This window comes from Myxococcus sp. RHSTA-1-4 (genome assembly GCF_020037125.1).
Lineage (GTDB): Bacteria > Myxococcota > Myxococcia > Myxococcales > Myxococcaceae > Myxococcus.
Window position 1 is genome coordinate 152324 of the sequence record NZ_JAIQDG010000024.1, and the last position, 15083, is coordinate 167406.

13 protein-coding genes are annotated in these 15083 nt (G+C 71.0%); 5 read left to right on the plus strand and 8 right to left on the minus strand.

The window, feature by feature from the left end; translation table 11 throughout:
• Positions 1 to 55: 55 nt before the first annotated feature.
• The 3 genes from K8638_RS29265 to K8638_RS29275 form a co-directional block, all read right to left on the minus strand.
• Entirely contained in the window at positions 56 to 403 is a 348-nt protein-coding gene (locus K8638_RS29265) for a hypothetical protein (RefSeq protein WP_370644138.1), read from the minus strand.
• Between the two features lie 39 nt (positions 404 to 442).
• On the minus strand, positions 443 to 1339 hold the full coding sequence (locus K8638_RS29270; RefSeq protein ID WP_223757951.1) for a hypothetical protein: 897 nt from the start codon (positions 1337 to 1339) through the stop codon (positions 443 to 445).
• 151 nt (positions 1340 to 1490) lie between these two features.
• On the minus strand, positions 1491 to 2561 hold the full coding sequence (locus tag K8638_RS29275; RefSeq protein ID WP_223757952.1) for a protein-glutamate O-methyltransferase CheR: 1071 nt from the start codon (positions 2559 to 2561) through the stop codon (positions 1491 to 1493).
• A 538-nt stretch (positions 2562 to 3099) separates the two neighbouring features.
• Here K8638_RS29275 and K8638_RS29280 point away from each other — a divergent pair.
• Entirely contained in the window at positions 3100 to 5175 is a 2076-nt protein-coding gene (locus K8638_RS29280) for a M3 family metallopeptidase (RefSeq protein WP_223757953.1), read from the plus strand.
• Positions 5176 to 5199: 24 nt separating this feature from the next.
• Here K8638_RS29280 and K8638_RS44665 read toward each other — a convergent pair whose 3' ends face one another.
• Positions 5200 to 6828, minus strand: a complete 1629-nt coding sequence (locus K8638_RS44665; protein WP_255662970.1) for a R3H domain-containing nucleic acid-binding protein — start codon at positions 6826 to 6828, stop codon at positions 5200 to 5202.
• Between the two features lie 307 nt (positions 6829 to 7135).
• On the opposite strand from K8638_RS44665, the gene K8638_RS29295 reads away from it, so the two are divergent.
• The 3 genes from K8638_RS29295 to K8638_RS29305 all read left to right on the plus strand — a co-directional run bounded on the left by K8638_RS29295 (position 7136) and on the right by K8638_RS29305 (position 10900).
• Positions 7136 to 8842 carry a DUF1592 domain-containing protein gene (locus K8638_RS29295; protein ID WP_223757954.1) on the plus strand — a complete coding sequence of 569 codons (1707 nt, stop codon included), beginning with the start codon at positions 7136 to 7138 and terminating at the stop codon, positions 8840 to 8842.
• Entirely contained in the window at positions 8839 to 10188 is a 1350-nt protein-coding gene (locus K8638_RS29300) for a DUF1552 domain-containing protein (RefSeq protein ID WP_223757955.1), read from the plus strand. Before K8638_RS29295 ends, K8638_RS29300 begins: the two co-directional genes overlap by 4 nt.
• A 106-nt stretch (positions 10189 to 10294) precedes the next feature.
• A complete protein-coding gene (locus tag K8638_RS29305; protein WP_223757956.1) occupies positions 10295 to 10900 on the plus strand; it encodes a CAP domain-containing protein in 606 nt (201 codons plus the stop codon).
• 4 nt (positions 10901 to 10904) lie between these two features.
• Here the strand turns inward: K8638_RS29305 and K8638_RS29310 are convergent, their stop codons facing one another.
• Positions 10905 to 11108, minus strand: a complete 204-nt coding sequence (locus tag K8638_RS29310) for a hypothetical protein (RefSeq protein ID WP_223757957.1) — start codon at positions 11106 to 11108, stop codon at positions 10905 to 10907.
• A gap of 144 nt (positions 11109 to 11252) precedes the next feature.
• Here K8638_RS29310 and K8638_RS29315 point away from each other — a divergent pair, with 144 nt between their 5' ends.
• Positions 11253 to 11861: a CAP domain-containing protein gene (locus K8638_RS29315; RefSeq protein ID WP_223757958.1), complete on the plus strand. Its 609-nt coding sequence runs from the start codon at positions 11253 to 11255 to the stop codon at positions 11859 to 11861.
• Between the two features lie 76 nt (positions 11862 to 11937).
• Here K8638_RS29315 and K8638_RS45345 read toward each other — a convergent pair whose 3' ends face one another.
• From K8638_RS45345 to K8638_RS29330, 3 genes are read right to left on the minus strand one after another with little or no spacing between them, the layout of a single operon-like run.
• The gene (locus K8638_RS45345; protein WP_223757959.1) at positions 11938 to 12984 is read right to left on the minus strand and encodes a WD40 repeat domain-containing protein; all 1047 of its coding nucleotides are present in this window, start codon (positions 12982 to 12984) and stop codon (positions 11938 to 11940) included.
• A complete protein-coding gene (locus K8638_RS29325) occupies positions 12981 to 14336 on the minus strand; it encodes a GTP-binding protein (protein WP_223757960.1) in 1356 nt (451 codons plus the stop codon). Before K8638_RS29325 ends, K8638_RS45345 begins: the two co-directional genes overlap by 4 nt.
• Positions 14337 to 14393: 57 nt before the next feature.
• Complete coding sequence (locus K8638_RS29330; RefSeq protein ID WP_223757961.1) at positions 14394 to 15017, minus strand: hypothetical protein; 624 nt, start codon at positions 15015 to 15017, stop codon at positions 14394 to 14396.
• Positions 15018 to 15083: the final 66 nt, after the last annotated feature.

Sequence of the window (15083 nt, forward strand, 5' to 3'; positions counted from 1 at the left end):
ATCCCGCGTCGTGCAAGGCGCGTGCAGGAGGCCGTGAAGGAGCGTACTCCAGTTCTCAGAACCGGACGCGCCAGGTGCCTGCCTGCCGCTCCACGCGCAGCAGCCACGGCTCCTTGCGCTCCTCGCCGCCGCCCGCCATGCGGGCCCGGACGATGACCGCCTCCGCGTCCCGCCCATCCACTTTCGACCCGATGATTTCCACCAGGGAAACGCCGTGCTCCCGCAGCTCCCGCACGGTCTCCTGGCAGGGCCGCGCGCTGCCCCCGGTGGCCAGCAGCGGCTCCAGCACCGCGCAGTCCTCCGAGGGCAGCGCCGTGAAGAAGCGGCGGACGGACTCCTCCGCCGCGCGCGTCTTCGAGGACGCGGGCGAGCACGCGAGCGCCGCCAGCAACACCCAGCCCACGCCCGCCCGCCTCCCCTTCAAGCAGCCGGCACGCATCGCTCAGTAGCAGTTGGGCGCGAACAGCTCGTCGTCGCTGGCGGACACGAACTGGTCGTCGCACCAGGCGCTGGCCAGCATGTGGCCGTTGCGCACGCAACCGTCGTGGTTGGTGGCATCCAGCGTGTACTGGGTGTCACCGCCACAGCCACCGCCGCAGCGGCCGAAGCAGTTGCCCATCACCTTCGGACGGGACCAGTGGTCCGGCTCGCCGCACACCCAGGTGCTGCCATTCAGGTAGTACTCGTCACCGCTGCACGTGGTGTGGTCGCCAAGCTGGGCAATCTGCTGGTTGCCCGCGTAGCTGAAGCCGCCCTTGTTGCAGTCGTGCTTCGCGTACGAGTACCAGTTGTAGGAGCCGCCGCAGCTCCCCGTGTAGGAGCCGTTGCACTTCGCATAGCTGCACAACATGGTGTAGCCGCGGCCCTGCTCGCCCATGACGGTGCGCCGCAGCTCCACGCTGGTGGGGTTCTGCGACCACAGCCCCACCGCGCGCCGCAGGTACATGGCCTCCGGGGCCGCCGCGTCACCGGCGGGCAGCTCCGCGTTGAGCGCGCCATAGAGGGCGGCGAGCAGCTCGCGGTCCGTGTCTCCGAGCTGCGTATCCGCCGCGCCCTCGTCCGCGAAGCCGTCCAGCGTGGACACGCCGCTGGCGGGGTCCATCAGGCCGGTGAGCGTCATCCCGCGCAGCCGCACCTCCAGCCGGTACACGCCGGGCTCCACCTCGCGCGAGGAGAACGACACCTCGCCGCCCTCCCGGACGAAGGTGCCGCTCGTGCCGCCCGCCTCCGCGGACACAGTCAGCCCTTCCTGCTTCGCCTGGGAGGTGTCTCCACCGTTCGAACCACCACACGCTGACAGCATCAACGTCGCGACCGCGGTCCACAGCGCCTTGCGCATATCGTTGCCTTCCCTCCGGCCAGGGGATTGGCCCCAAAGGAGGGAACCGTGCTACCGAGCGCACGAGACGCACTCAAGGCGGGGCGCGTCACACCTTCATGACGTGTGACTCACGTTTCACGGGTGCACGGAGACCCGGTTCCAAAGGGCCTCAGCTCCGGCGCCTCCGGAACACGGGCAGTGGACCCGCGGCACGCTCCAGGTCAGTGTCGTGTTCGGGAAGTGACTCATGGCCGCCGATGACGAGCAGTCCGTCCGGCACCAGCCGCGCCACCAGCTTCGGCAGCACCTCCCGCTGGAGCGGCGGCGCGAAGTAGGTGAAGGCCACGTTGCGGCACAGCACCAGGTGGAAGGGCCCGTCCTGCAGCTCCGTGCGCAGGTCCTGGCGGAGGAAGGTGAGCCCCTCGCGGAAGCGGGGCGCGAGGCAGGGCTCGGGGCCGGGCTCCGGAAAGGCGGCGGCGGCCCACTCGGGTGGCAGCTCGCGCAGGGCGCCGCGCGGGTAGCAGCCCCTTCGCGCGCGCTCGAGCAGGGCCTCGTCGGCATCGGTGGCGACCAGGTCCAGTTTCGCCTCCGGGAAGCGGGGCTGGAGTCCCATCTGGAAGAGGACGCTCACGGTGTAGGGCTCCTCGCCGGAGGCACAGCCGGCACTCCAGACGCGGAAGCGGTGCTCGCCCCGGGCGCGCGACTGCTCCAGCAGCGCGGGGAGCAGGTCGTCCCGCAGCACGTCGAAGACGCGGTGGTCCCGGTAGAAGCGGGAGATGGTGACGCGGCAGAACGAGTCGAGCACGTCCCACTCGCTGGGGTCCGCCTCCAGCCGCGTGCGGTACTCCGCGGCGCTCGACAGCCCCAACGCCTTGAGCCGGCGGCCGAGGCGCTTGCACACCTGCCCCCGGACGCGGCGGAAGCCCTCCCAGCGCAGGCGCAGCCGGGGCGCGGCCCACTGCAACAACTCCACGCAGTCGCGGTCCGTCATGGCGTGCACCTCCCCTCCCGCCGTGCCCGGCGGTGGCCTCGGGTCCGAGGAGAACATGCGCCCCGCCGACGCGGAATGGAGGCTCCATTCCACGTGCCCCTCACCAGGGCGGTGGCCTCCAGCCCCGAGGAGGACCTGCGCCTCGCCGATGTGGAATGGAGGCTCCATTCCACACGCCCCCTTGCCCGGAGCAGTGCCCTCGGGCCCGAGGAGGACCTGCGCCTCGCCGATGCGGAATGGAGGCTCCATTCCACGCCCCCTTGCCCGGGGCGGCGACCTCGCCCTCCTGCCCCGCCGATGCCGGAATGGAGGCTCCATTCCACGCCCCCTTGCCCGGGGCGGCGACCTCGCCCTCCCGCCCCGCCGATGCCGGAATGGAGGCTCCATTCCACGCCCCCTCGCCCGGAGCGGTGCCCTCGGGCCCGGGGAGGACCTGCGCCCCGCCGATGCGGAATGGAGATTCCATTCCACGCGCCCCCCTTGCCCGGGGCGGTGACCTCAGTCCCCGCCCCTCCGATGTGGAATGGAGGCTCCATTCCACGCGCCCCCTCGCCAGAGCGTGCGGTGGGGCCCGCTGGCGGCACCACCGCCGGGCCCCACCCGCGCGGGCTCCCGCACATGGGCGTGCGCCGCGGGTGCCGGAGGGAGGCGCCACCGCCGGGCACCTTCAGCGGGCCATCCGATTCGTTGCCCGCTTCACGGGACGCCTGCCCCTCCGCCGAGCGGAAGAGCCCGGGATGTGGCATGACGCTCCGGCGTTTTCGATGGACTCCGGAGGACCCCACCCTTGAAGAGACTGACCGCTCTCACCCTCTCCGCGGCGCTGACCGCGGCCGGCTGCACGCACGGCACCGCGGCCACCGAGCCGGCTCCCCAGCAGGCGCAGCAGGCCCAGGCCCCCGCTCCGGCCCCCACGGCGGCCGAGCCGCTCCCGCCGCCCCGCGGCGCCGACCTCCTCTCCGGCACGGTGGAGGCCTTCACCGCCGCGTGCGACGCGGACCTCGAGCGGGCCCGCGCGCAGGTCACCGCGCTCAAGAAGCTGGACGCGCGCAAGGACGGCCCGGCCGTGCTCGCCGCGTATGACGAGGCCACCGGCGCGCTGACCGCCGCCACCTACCGCTCCAGCCTCGCCCGCGAGGTGCACCCGGACGCCGCCTTCCGCGACGCCGCGCGCGCCTGTGAGCAGCGCGTGGACTCCGCCAACGTGGAGCTGTCGCAGGACCGCGGCGTCTATGACGCCCTGGCCGCGGTGGACCTGTCCGGCGCGGACGCGGCCACGCGGTACTGGATGGAGCGCGCGCTGCTGGACTTCCGCCGCGCCGGCGTGGACCGCGACGACGCCACGCGCGCGAAGGTGAAGGCGCTCAACGAGGAGGTCCTCAAGCTGGGCCAGCAGTTCGGGAAGAACATCGCCGAGGACGTCCGCACGGCGTCCTTCAGCCCGAAGGAGCTGGACGGCCTGCCGGAGGACTACCGGAAGGCGCACCCGCCGGGGAAGGACGGCAAGGTGGTCATCACCACCAACTACCCGGACTACTTCCCCTTCATGACGTACGCGAAGAACGCGAAGGCGCGCGAGAAACTGTGGCGCACCTACCGCCAGCGCGCCTTCCCGGCGAACCAGCAGGTGCTGTCCCAGCTCCTCGCGAAGCGGCACGAGCTGGCCACGCTGCTGGGCTACGAGAACTGGGCCGCGTACACCACCGAGACGAAGATGACGCGCACGCGCAAGGCGGCGGCGGACTTCATCGACCGGATGGCGGTGGCCACCGAGGCGCGGGCGAAGCGCGAGTTCGCGGAGCTGCTGGCGCGCAAGCAGAAGGACGTGCCCGGGGCGAAGACGCTGGAGCCGTGGGACCAGGACTACTACGAGGACCGGCTGCGCGCGGAGCGCTTCGGCTTCGACTCGCAGGCGGTGCGGCCCTACTTCGAGTACAGCCGGGTGAAGGCGGGCGTCATGGACACCACCGCGCGCATGTGGGGGCTGACCTGGCGCAAGGTGGACGGCGCGAAGGCGTGGCACTCCGAGGTGGAGACGTACGACGTGCTCGACGGGGAGCGGCTCCTGGGCCGCATCTACCTGGACATGCACCCGCGTGACGACAAGTACAAGCACGCGGCGCAGTTCGACGTCGTCGCGGGCCAGGCCGGCAAGCGCTACCCGGAGGCCGCGCTGGTGTGCAACTTCGGGCGCCCCGGCGAGCTGATGACACACGACGAGGTGGAGACCTTCTTCCACGAGTTCGGCCACCTGCTGCACGCCATCTTCGGGGGCGGACAGCGGTGGAGCGGCATCGCCGGCACGCGCGTGGAGTGGGACTTCGTGGAGACTCCGTCCATGCTGCTCCAGCAGTGGGCGGGCAGCGAGCAGGTGCTGACGCAGTTCGCGAAGCACCACCAGACGAACGAGCCGATTCCGGCGGAGCTGGTGGCGAAGCTGCGGGCGTCGAAGGAGTTCGGCAAGGGGCTGTGGTCGCGGCGGCAGCTGTTCCTGTCGGCGGTGAGCCTGGACTACTACTCGCGCGAGCCGGGCTTCGACACGACCGAGGCGCTGGCGGCGCTGCAGAAGAAGCTCAGCCCCTTCAAGCACGAGCACCGGGACGGCACGCACTTCGAGCTCGCCTTCGGGCACCTGGATGGGTACTCGGCGACGTACTACACGTACCTCTGGTCGACGGTCATCGCGAAGGACCTGGAGACGGAGTTCCAGCAGCGCGGGTACCTGGACCGGGACACGGCCATGAAGTACCGCCGCGCCGTGCTGGAGCCCGGCGGCGCCAGGCCCGCCGCCGAGCTGGTGAAGACCTTCCTCGGCCGCGAGTACGGCTTCGACGCGTACAAGGCGTACCTCGACCGGAACTGACCCGGTCCACGGCCGGGGGGACGCCTACGCCGTCCCCTCGGCCTCCTCCTGCGCGAGCGCGGCGTCCACCTCCGCGCCCAGCGGGTAGATGGTGAGGTGTCGCACCGGCTCGCTGCCGTGGCTCACCGCCTCCAGGTGGTAGCGGCTCACCAGCCGGTGCTGCAGCTTGCGCAGCCTCGGCGGGCGCGGCGCCAGCGGCACCGAGACGCCCTCGCTGAGCACCCGCTCAATCGCGTGCTCCACCTCGGCCACCGCCTCGCGGACCTGGTCCTCGTCCACGCCCTCCACCACGTTGAAGGCCGTCTTCAGCACGCGGCGCAGCTCCGCGGAGCTGTTGCGCTTCACCACCTCCACCCGCGCCCCCGTCTTCTCCGCCGTGCGCCGCAGCCTCGGGTCGTTCGCCCGTGAGCGCAGCGTCACCACCAGGTCCGCCGCCTCCAGCCTGCTCACCAGCCGCACGTCCACCGACAGCTCCCGCAGCACCTTCGTCAGCAAATCCCTGCTGACCGCGTGCGCGTACACCTTCGTCGTCCCGCCCATTCCGGGCGCCCGCGCATGGACGCGCTCCGCGCCCCGCACGCCCGGCGGCCCCGCCGTCCGCCCCGGCCGGAGCGCGGGCAGTGACGACGACGCCGCCGCCTTCGCCTCCACCACCTCCACCTGCCCTGAAACGGCGTCCTGCTTCCGGCGCTCGCCCCCCACCTCCAGGCCCGCCAGCAGCCGGTCCACCGAGTCCGCCGTGTCCGAGTGCACCAGCACCTCGTCCCGGTTCACCATCTCCACCACGATGTCGAAGGTGGGCGGCGCCTTGCGCTCGCTAATGGTCTTCTGCGTGTTCCGCCGGCGCGCCTCCTCGTCGCTCAGCGTCACCGTGTGCACCCCGCCCACCAAATCGGACAGCGTGGGGTTCAGCACCAGGTTCTCCAGCGTGTTGCCGTGCGCCGTGGCCACCAGCTGCACGCCGCGCTCGGCAATCGTCCGCGCCGCCGCGGCCTCCGCCGACGTGCCAATCTCGTCGACGATGATGGCCTCCGGCATGTGGTTCTCCACGGCCTCAATCATCACGTCGTGCTGCCGGTCCGGCCGCGACACCTGCATCCGCCGCGCGCCGCCGATGCCCGGGTGCGGCACGTCCCCGTCTCCGCCAATCTCGTTGGAGGTGTCCACCACCATCACGCGCTTGCGCAAGTCGTCCGCCAGCACGCGCGCCACCTCGCGAAGCTTCGTCGTCTTCCCCACGCCCGGGCGCCCCAGCAGGAGCAGGTTCCGCCCGGAGCCGATGAGGTCCTTCAACATGTCGATGGTGCCGAAGATGGCGCGCCCCACCCGCAGTGTCAGGCCCACCACCTTGCCCTTGCGGTTGCGGATGGCGGAGACGCGGTGCAGCGTCCGCTCGATGCCGGCGCGGTTGTCGTCCCCCGGCGGCCCCACCTGGGCCAGCACGTGCTCCAGGTCCTCCCGGAGCACGGGCTCCTCGCGAAGCGGCTCCACCCGGTCCACCAGCCGGGCCTCGGGCGGGCGGCCGAGGTCCATCACCACCTCCAGCACCTGCTGGGGCGGCAGCGCCCGCACCGCCGCCTGCAATGGCCCCGGCAGCACGCTCACCAACAGCAGGAAGTCGTCGGCGACGGCATCGGCACGCGGTGATGTCATGTCCTGACCCTCTACGCCCCCTCGGCAACGGTGTGTCTTCCCCACCCGCCATGCAGGCCCAACCCGGCCGGGAGGGCACCAGCCGTGCGAAGCCACCTCCGCTCCAGAGGGCTTCCCACCCAGGGAAACCCGCTTCCCGCCCCTGCTCCCATGGGCGTCCGGGAGGAGACCGGCGACGCCTGCCAGCCTGCCCTCGCGGGTGCCCTTCCGTCCACCACCGTGCACATGGCCGTTGGTGAGCGTCTTGCTTACCCCGGAGCGGCCCCGCCGCTGGGGGCGTGTGGCGAGTGTGGAGGGGGTTCGAGACGTGACACCCAGGCTTCGAAGAAGACCCGGCTGGCGGATGCTGGCGGGGGCGGGCAGCGCGCTGCTGCTCGCTGGATGCGATGGTGACAAACTTCCCCAGGCCCAGGTGCGTCCCGGCGAGGACGTGCCAGGCCTGGACGTTCCGCCGCCGGACGGCAATCCGCCGCAGAATGCGTGCGGGGACGCACCGAAAGACCCGGGCCGCGTCACCCTGCACCGCCTCAACCGCGCCGAGTACGACGCCACCGTGCGGGACTTGCTGGGCGACACCACCCAGCCCGCCCGGGACTTCCCGGCGGATGACCACGGCTACGGCTTCGACAACAACGCGGACGTGCTCAGCATGTCGCCGCTGCTGATGGAGAAGTACTCCACCGCGGCGGAGAAGCTGGTGGAGGCGGCCTGGAAGAAGGGCACCCTGCGCACGTGCACGCTGGACGCGGCCAACCCGGAGCCCTGCGCCCGGGACATCCTCTCCGGCTTCGCCCGCCGCGCCTGGCGCCGGCCCGTCACGAAGCAGGAAGTGGACCGGCTGATGGACTTCCTCGCGCTGGCGAAGCGCCACGGGGACACGCCCGAGGCGGGCGTGAAGCTGGCGCTGCGCTCGGTGCTGGTGTCGCCCCACTTCCTCTTCCGCGTGGAGAAGGACCCGGACCCGAAGTCCCCCACGCCGCACCGGCTCAACGACTTCGAGCTGGCCAGCCGGCTCTCCTACTTCCTGTGGAGCAGCATGCCGGACGAGCAGCTCCTGGCCGCCGCCGAGGCGGGGAAGCTCCGTGACTCGAAGGAGCTGGAGGCCCAGGTGCGCCGCATGCTCGCGGACCCCAAGGCCCGGGGGCTGGTGGAGAACTTCGGCGGCCAGTGGCTCTACACCCGCGCCATGGACTCCGCGGAGCCGGACAAGACGCTGTACGGCGCCTTCAATGAGGACCTGCGCTCGGCCATGCGCCAGGAGACGCAGCTCGTCTTCCGCGAGTTCATCACCGGCGACTACAAGCTGAGGGACCTGGTCGACGCGCCCTTCACCTACGTGAATGACGCGCTGGCCCGGCACTACGGCCTGCCGCCGCCGGGCAGCGGCACGCCGGTGCGCGTGGACCTGTCCCGCCACCCGGAGCGCCAGGGCCTGTTCGGCCATGGCTCGCTGCTCACCGTCACCTCCAACCCGGACCGCACCTCGCCGGTGCAGCGCGGGGTGTGGGTGCTGGAGCAGCTGCTGTGCCTGCCGCCTCCGCCTCCGCCTCCGGACGTGGAGAACCTGCCGCCGCCCATGCGGCCGGACATGACGATGAAGGAGCGGATGGCGATTCACCGCAGCAACCCCGCGTGCCAGGGCTGCCACCGGATGATGGACCCGCTGGGCCTGGCGCTGGAGAACTACGACCCCATCGGCCGCTGGCGGATGCGGGAGGTGAGCGGCGCTCCGGTGGATGCCAAGGGAGACCTGCCGGACGGCACCATCCTCGACGGCGTCGGGGACATGCGGCGCTTCGTGAAGAGCGACCCGAAGCTGCCCGCGTGCCTCACCGAGCACCTGCTCACCTACGCACTCGGCCGCGGCATGTCCGAGGCGGACGCGTGCGCGGTGCGGGAAATCGCCGCCACCGCGGAGGCCAGCGGTGGCCGGTTCACCGACTACATCCTCAGCATCGTCCTCAGCGACCACTTCACCCAGCGGCGCGGGGAGACGGAGGCCCAGCAGCCATGAGCAAGAAGTTCCAACTCTCCCGGAGGACCCTGCTTCGCGGCGCGGGGGCGCTGATGGCGCTCCCCGTGCTGGAGGCCATGCTGCCCGCCACGGCCCGGGCGCAGACGGCCACGGGCCCCGCGCCCCGCAGGCTGGCCGTCTTCTACACGGCCAACGGCATCCACATGCCGAAGTGGACACCCAGGGCCACCGGCGCCAACTGGGAGCTGACACCCACGCTCCAGTCGCTGGCCCCGGTGAAGAACGACGTGCTCGTCATCAGCGGCCTGGCCAACTACCCCGGCCGCCCGGACGGGGACGGCCACCACGCCGCCGCCACCGCGGCCTTCCTGAGCTGCACCAAGGCCTTCAAGACGGAGGGCACCAACTTCCGGGCGGGCATCTCCATGGACCAGGTCATCGCCAACCACCTGGCGGCGAAGAAGGCCACCCGCTTCCCCTCGCTGGAGCTGGGCAACGACGCGGGCAAGGGCATTGGCAACTGCGACTCCGGCTACGCCTGCCCCTACGCCAACAACATCGCCTGGGCCGGCCCCACCACGCCGGTGGCCAAGGAGACGCGCCCCAAGGCCGTCTTCGACCGGCTCTTCGCGGGGTTCGACACGGGCGCCTCCCAGGCGCAGGTGGAGAAGCGCCGCGCGTTCGGCAAGAGCATCATCGACTTCGTGCGCGATGACGCCACCGCGCTCAAGGCACAGCTCGGCACCACGGACCGGCGCAAGCTGGACGAGTACTTCACCGGCGTGAGGGACTTGGAGAAGCAGGTGGAGGCCATCGAGGCCGAGGGGCCGTCGTGCAACCCGGGCATCTCGCCCGACAACAACGAGGACCCGCGCGCGAAGACGAAGGCGATGATGGACCTCATCGTCCTGGCCTTCCAGTGCGACCTCACCCGCGTCGTCACCTTCATGCTGGCCAACGCGCGCAGCAACAAGGTGTACGGCTTCCTCGGGCTCAGCGGCGCGCACCACACGTACTCGCACCACCAGAAGGTGCAGGCCAACTACGACGCGCTCGCCACCATCGACCGGTGGGAGGTGGAGCAGTACTCCTACCTGCTGCAGCGCATGAAGGGCATCCAGGAGGCTGACGGGAAGACGCTGCTCGACAACTCCATGGTGTACTTCTCCAGCGAAATCGCCGACGGCGACTCGCACGAGCACTGGAACCTGCCCATCCTCCTCGCCGGCAGCGGCGGCGGCGCCCTGACTCCGGGCCGCCACCTCCGCTACAACGCCGCGCCGCTGGCCAACCTCTACATCTCCCTGATGCAGGCCATGGGGGTGCAGGGCCTCACCTCCTTCGGAGACAACGGCACCGGGCCGCTGCCCGACCTGAAGCTCTGAAGAGGGAGCCCTGGCGGCCGGGCAGGCGTGCGGGCGTCCCCCGCACGTCCCGCCCGCCGCACGCTTCACATGCATGGACGGGCGTCCTGGCGCATCATGGCGTCCCATGCGTTCGTCCTCGTCCGTCCTCCGCTGGTCCGCCCTGCTCCTCCTCACCCCGCTGCTGGGCTGCGGTACTGGAAGCAAGGCGGCACAGCGACAGCCCGCCTCGCGGCGCCAGACGGTGACGGCCTCACGGGAGAAGGCACCGGCGCCGAAGGACTTCGAGCGGGACATGGTGGCCGCGCACAACCACGCCCGCGCCCAGGCGAAGCCCACGCCGAAGCCCGCGCTGCCGCCCCTCACCTGGTCCAGCGAGGCGGCGAGGAAGGCCGCGTCCTGGGCAAAGGAGTGCCGCTTCGAGCACAACCCGAACCGGGGTGACTTCGGAGAGAACCTGGCCGCCGCCACGCCCGGCGCGTGGACCACGCCCGACGTGGTGAAGAGCTGGGCGGACGAGGCCGTGGACTACGACTTCGCGAAGAAGGCCTGCAAGCGGGGCAAGGTGTGCGGCCACTACACGCAGGTGGTGTGGCGGAAGACGGCCGCGGTGGGCTGCGCCACGGTGCTGTGCAACAAGAACTCGCCCTTCGGCGCGCAGCACCCCACGTGGCAGAACTGGGTGTGCAACTACGCGCCGCCGGGCAACTACATCGGCCAGAGCCCCTACTAGGGGCTCAGCCTCGGAAGAAGCGGCGGAACAGCCGCGAGAAGACGCTGGACGGCACGCTCTCCGGCGGCCCCTCCGCCGCCGCGCGCTTGCTCTCCAGCTCGACCTTCAGCTTCCGCATGTCCGGGTCCACGGACATGACGCTGAACTCGTCCATGCCTTCCAGCGCGGTGAACACCTTGTTCGCGCGGTTCTGGGAGTCGTTGCTCATGGGGGGCCTCCGAAACGGAGGGGAAGCCTAACAGGCTCCCGGCCCGGGTGGGGGCCCGTCCTCCCGTGGACACTGGAACTTTCCATCCGCCATTTCACACGGGGCGGTTTCCCCCCTGCCCCCCGGGCGCGGATAATCATGGCCATGCTCCGCCCCTCCTTCCGACGCCTGCTGACCCTCGGACTGCTCGCGCCCTGGCTCACCACCGGCTGCGGCTCCGATGGGAAGTCCTCGGACGATGCGCCACCCACCGGTGAGTCTCCTTCCGGCGAGACGCCCCAGGACCCGGCCACGCTGCCCCCCTTCGCGCGCGACATGCTCGCGGCGCACAACTCGGTGCGGGCCGGGGTGACGCCCGCGGCCAACCCGGCGCTGGAACCGCTCGGCTGGGACGCGGCGGCGGAGGCCAAGGCCCAGGCGTGGGCGGCGAACTGCGACTTCAAGCACAACCCCAACCGTGGCGACCTCGGGGAGAACCTGGCCGCCGCCACACCCAACCACTGGGACACGCCGGGCGTGGTGGAGGAGTGGGCGTCGGAGGCCGCGGACTACGACTACGCCCGCAACACCTGCGCCTCGGGCAAGGTGTGCGGCCACTACACCCAGGTGGTGTGGCGCGCCACGAAGCGCGTGGGCTGCGCCACGCAGGTGTGCAACAAGAACTCGCCCTTCGGCGCGCAGTACCCGACGTGGCAGTTCTGGGTGTGCAACTACGCGCCACCGGGCAACTACGCCGGGCAGCGGCCTTACTGAGTCAGGCGGGAAGAGAGCCCAGCTCCACCGCGTCACGAGCCACGGCGCGACGCGCCTGGAATCGCCGCCACCCCGCTCAGCCCACACGTGCCTCCGCGACACGCCAGACCTCGAGATGCCCCGTGGCATCCGCCGCCGCGAGCCGCCTCCCATCCGGACTGAAGCGGAGCAGGACGACCTCATCCTTCATCCGCGCGAGCCCCACGGGCTTCGGCGTCACGCCGGGCCGCCAGAGCAGCACGTCCCGGTCCTTGCTCCCCGACGCCAGCGTGAGGGCCTCTCCGCCGAAGTCGAGCGCGGTGAGCAGGTCCTCGTGCCCCTTCAGCAGCAGGGGCTTCGTCCCCTCCGGCCCGTCCCCCTCGAACCTCCACACGCAGATGGCCGCCCCGCCGCTCGTCGCCAGCAGCCGGGAGTCCTTCGACCAGGCCAGCTCCCTCGGCTTGGCCGGGTAGCCGGTCATCTCCGAGTCCTTGCCGCTGCCGAGCCGCCAGAAGTGCACCGAGCAGTCCTGGCTCCCGCAGGCAATCACCTCGCCATCCGGACTCCACGCCAGCGAGATGAGTGAACCCTTCCAGGGCAGGTGGCGCGCGGGGCTCCCCTCCACCAGGGGCCAGAGATGCACGCCGCCGTAGCAGATGGTGGCCAGCGCATCTCCCCGGGGGCTCCACTCCAGCCCGGTGACGGTGCTGGGGTGGGCCTCGGTCTCCAGCACGGGCTCGCCGCTCGGCGTGAAGACGCGGGCGGTGCGGCCGGAGGCGATGGCGAGCCGCTCGCCATCCGGCGACCAGGCGACGTGCTCCACCCAGCCACCGCCCTTGCCCGGCAGCTCCGCCACCAGCTCGCCCGAGCCCTGCCACACGCGGCAGGCACCGTCCTCCGAGGCCGCGGCGAGCAGCCGCTGCCGCGGATTCCAACGCACACAGGTGAGCCCGCCACCGGAGGACTTCGTCCGGAGGAGCGTCCCCCGGGCGGAATCCAGGAAGCGGAGGCTGCCGTCCGCGGCGCCCAGGGCGACGAGCTCGCCGTCGGCGGACCAGTCCAGCGAACGGGGGTACTCGGCGGCCTCGAGCGTCCACGCGTCCACGAGGTGGAGGCGGGGCCCGGCACCCTTCTTCTTCTTCACTTGAGACACTTGCGGAACCCCTCCGTGAGCGCCTCACGGTCCAGGTTGCGGCCGATGAAGACGAGGTCGTTCGCGCGAGGCGTCTTGCCCCAGGGCTTGTCGGGCTGCCCGTCGAAGAGCATGTGCACCCCCTGGAAGACGTAGCGGTTCTTCTGGCCCGCGATGGCGAGGATGCCCTTCATCCGGAAGATGTCCGTGCCCTGCTCCTGGAGCACCTTGGACAGCCAGGCATTCAGCCGGTGCTGGTCCACGTCTCCCTCCAGGTGGATGCCGACGGATGCCACCGTCTCGTCATGTGAGTGGCCGGCGCCGAAGGGCCGCTCCGCCCGGCACTTCAGGAAGCCCCCCGCCGGGTCCTCCACGCGCAGCGCGTACTCCTCGGGGCCATGCTCCGTGAAGAGGGCATAGAGCCCCTCGCGAGGCACCGACAGGGGGTACGCCTTGCGGCCCTTCTCCTTCGTGAAGTCGAGCTGGAAGTGGGTGTTGCCTGCGGCGAGCGCGTTGCCGGAGACGCGGCGCGAGGGCGAGCGCGACCAGAAGCGCACGGCCGTCTCCGCGCCCGCCTTCAGCCCCGCCTCGTCGGCGGAGTCCACCGGCACCAGGGCGACGTCCATCGACGCGTCCGGGCCATCCCCGAGGACGAGGCTCGCCTGGCCCGGCTGGAGCGCATACACGCCGCCCCACTCGAAGGGGTACTCGGGCTCCAGGAAGGCCGGCTTCTGCTTCAGCGCCCGCCCCAGGTCGAAGCCGCCCACATCGAGGACGCTCTCGATGGGTACCTGCCCCTTCACGGCACGCTGGACGCGGGCCAGCGCGTTCATGCTCCGGATGCGGCGCTCCACCCGGTCGGCCTCCTCCGGCGTCACCAGGTCCGTCTTGTTGATGATGATGACGTCGCCGAAGGCAATCTGCTCCTTGCACTCGTCGCTCTCGTCGATGTGCAGGGAGACGTGCCTGGCGTCCACCATGGTGACGATGCCGTCGAGTTGGAACTGGGAGCCAATCTCGTCATCGACGAAGAACGTCTGCGCCACCGGGCTCGGGTCCGCCATGCCCGTGGTCTCCACGAGGACGTGGTCGAACTTGTCCTTGCGGCGCACGAGGTTGCCGAGGATGCGGATGAGGTCTCCCCGCACCGTGCAGCAGATGCACCCGTTGTTCATCTCGAAGACTTCCTCGTCCGCGTTGATGACGAGCGCCTGGTCGATGCCGATTTCGCCGAACTCGTTCTCGATGACGGCGATGCGCTTGCCGTGCTGCTCCGTCAGGATGCGGTTGAGGAGCGTCGTCTTGCCCGAGCCGAGAAAGCCGGTCAGGACGGTGACGGGAATCTTCTTCTCCGAAGTCGCCAAGGCGTTGCCTCCTTGAATCACAGGTACAGGTCAGTGCCGCGCGGCCCCTCTCCGCGCTCAGCCCAGCAGGGCCCGCAGCCCCGCCACGCCCATCCACGCGCCGAGCCCGATGCTGAGCGCGCTGGTCACCTTGAGGATGCGGGCGCGCCAGCGCTCCGAGTTCCGGACGACGAAACCCAGGGGCAGCGACAGGAGCACGGTGAGCAGCACCATGCCTCCTGAGACGCCAGCGCCGAACAGGAGGAGGAACATGAAGGCGGGGAGCCGCTCGTGGACGGTGGAGAGCGCGAGGAGCGCGATGCCCGCCGAGCCCGCCAGGCCGTGAACGATGCCCACCAGCACCACGCGCCAGGAGTGCGGCCTCGCGGACTCGGGGTTCGCGGGCAGCGGGCAGTCCGCGTGGCGCCACTGCACCGTCCCCAGGCCCATCAGCAGCGTGGCGACCATCAGCTCCATCACCGGGTCCCACGCCTCCGGCACCGACAGCCCCCCGCCGACGAGCACCGCTCCCACGGCGAAGAAGGTGAGCGAATGGCCCAGGCTCCACAGGAGCGCCGTGCGCACGGCCGCCCGGAAGCCCTGCCCGGACCTCAACAGCGAAGCGATGGCGCAGACGTGGTCCGCGTCCGAGGCATGACGAAGCCCGAGGACCAACCCGAGGCTCAGGGCACTTTCCAGCATGCGAGTTCCGAGGCGAGAGGGACGCCCCAGGTATCGCACCAGGGAGTCTATTGCAACTTCATTGCA

Coding starts and splice junctions, on each gene's coding strand:
- K8638_RS29305 (WP_223757956.1), top strand. CDS start 10,295: ATGCGTTCGTCCTCGTCCGTCCTCCGCTGGTCCGCCCTGCTCCTCCTC.
- K8638_RS29300 (WP_223757955.1), top strand. CDS start 8,839: ATGAGCAAGAAGTTCCAACTCTCCCGGAGGACCCTGCTTCGCGGCGCG.
- K8638_RS29275 (WP_223757952.1), bottom strand. CDS start 2,561: ATGGAGCCTCCATTCCGCATCGGCGAGGCGCAGGTCCTCCTCGGGCCC.
- K8638_RS29330 (WP_223757961.1), bottom strand. CDS start 15,017: ATGCTGGAAAGTGCCCTGAGCCTCGGGTTGGTCCTCGGGCTTCGTCAT.
- K8638_RS29270 (WP_223757951.1), bottom strand. CDS start 1,339: ATGCGCAAGGCGCTGTGGACCGCGGTCGCGACGTTGATGCTGTCAGCG.
- K8638_RS29315 (WP_223757958.1), top strand. CDS start 11,253: ATGCTCCGCCCCTCCTTCCGACGCCTGCTGACCCTCGGACTGCTCGCG.
- K8638_RS44665 (WP_255662970.1), bottom strand. CDS start 6,828: ATGACATCACCGCGTGCCGATGCCGTCGCCGACGACTTCCTGCTGTTG.
- K8638_RS29310 (WP_223757957.1), bottom strand. CDS start 11,108: ATGAGCAACGACTCCCAGAACCGCGCGAACAAGGTGTTCACCGCGCTG.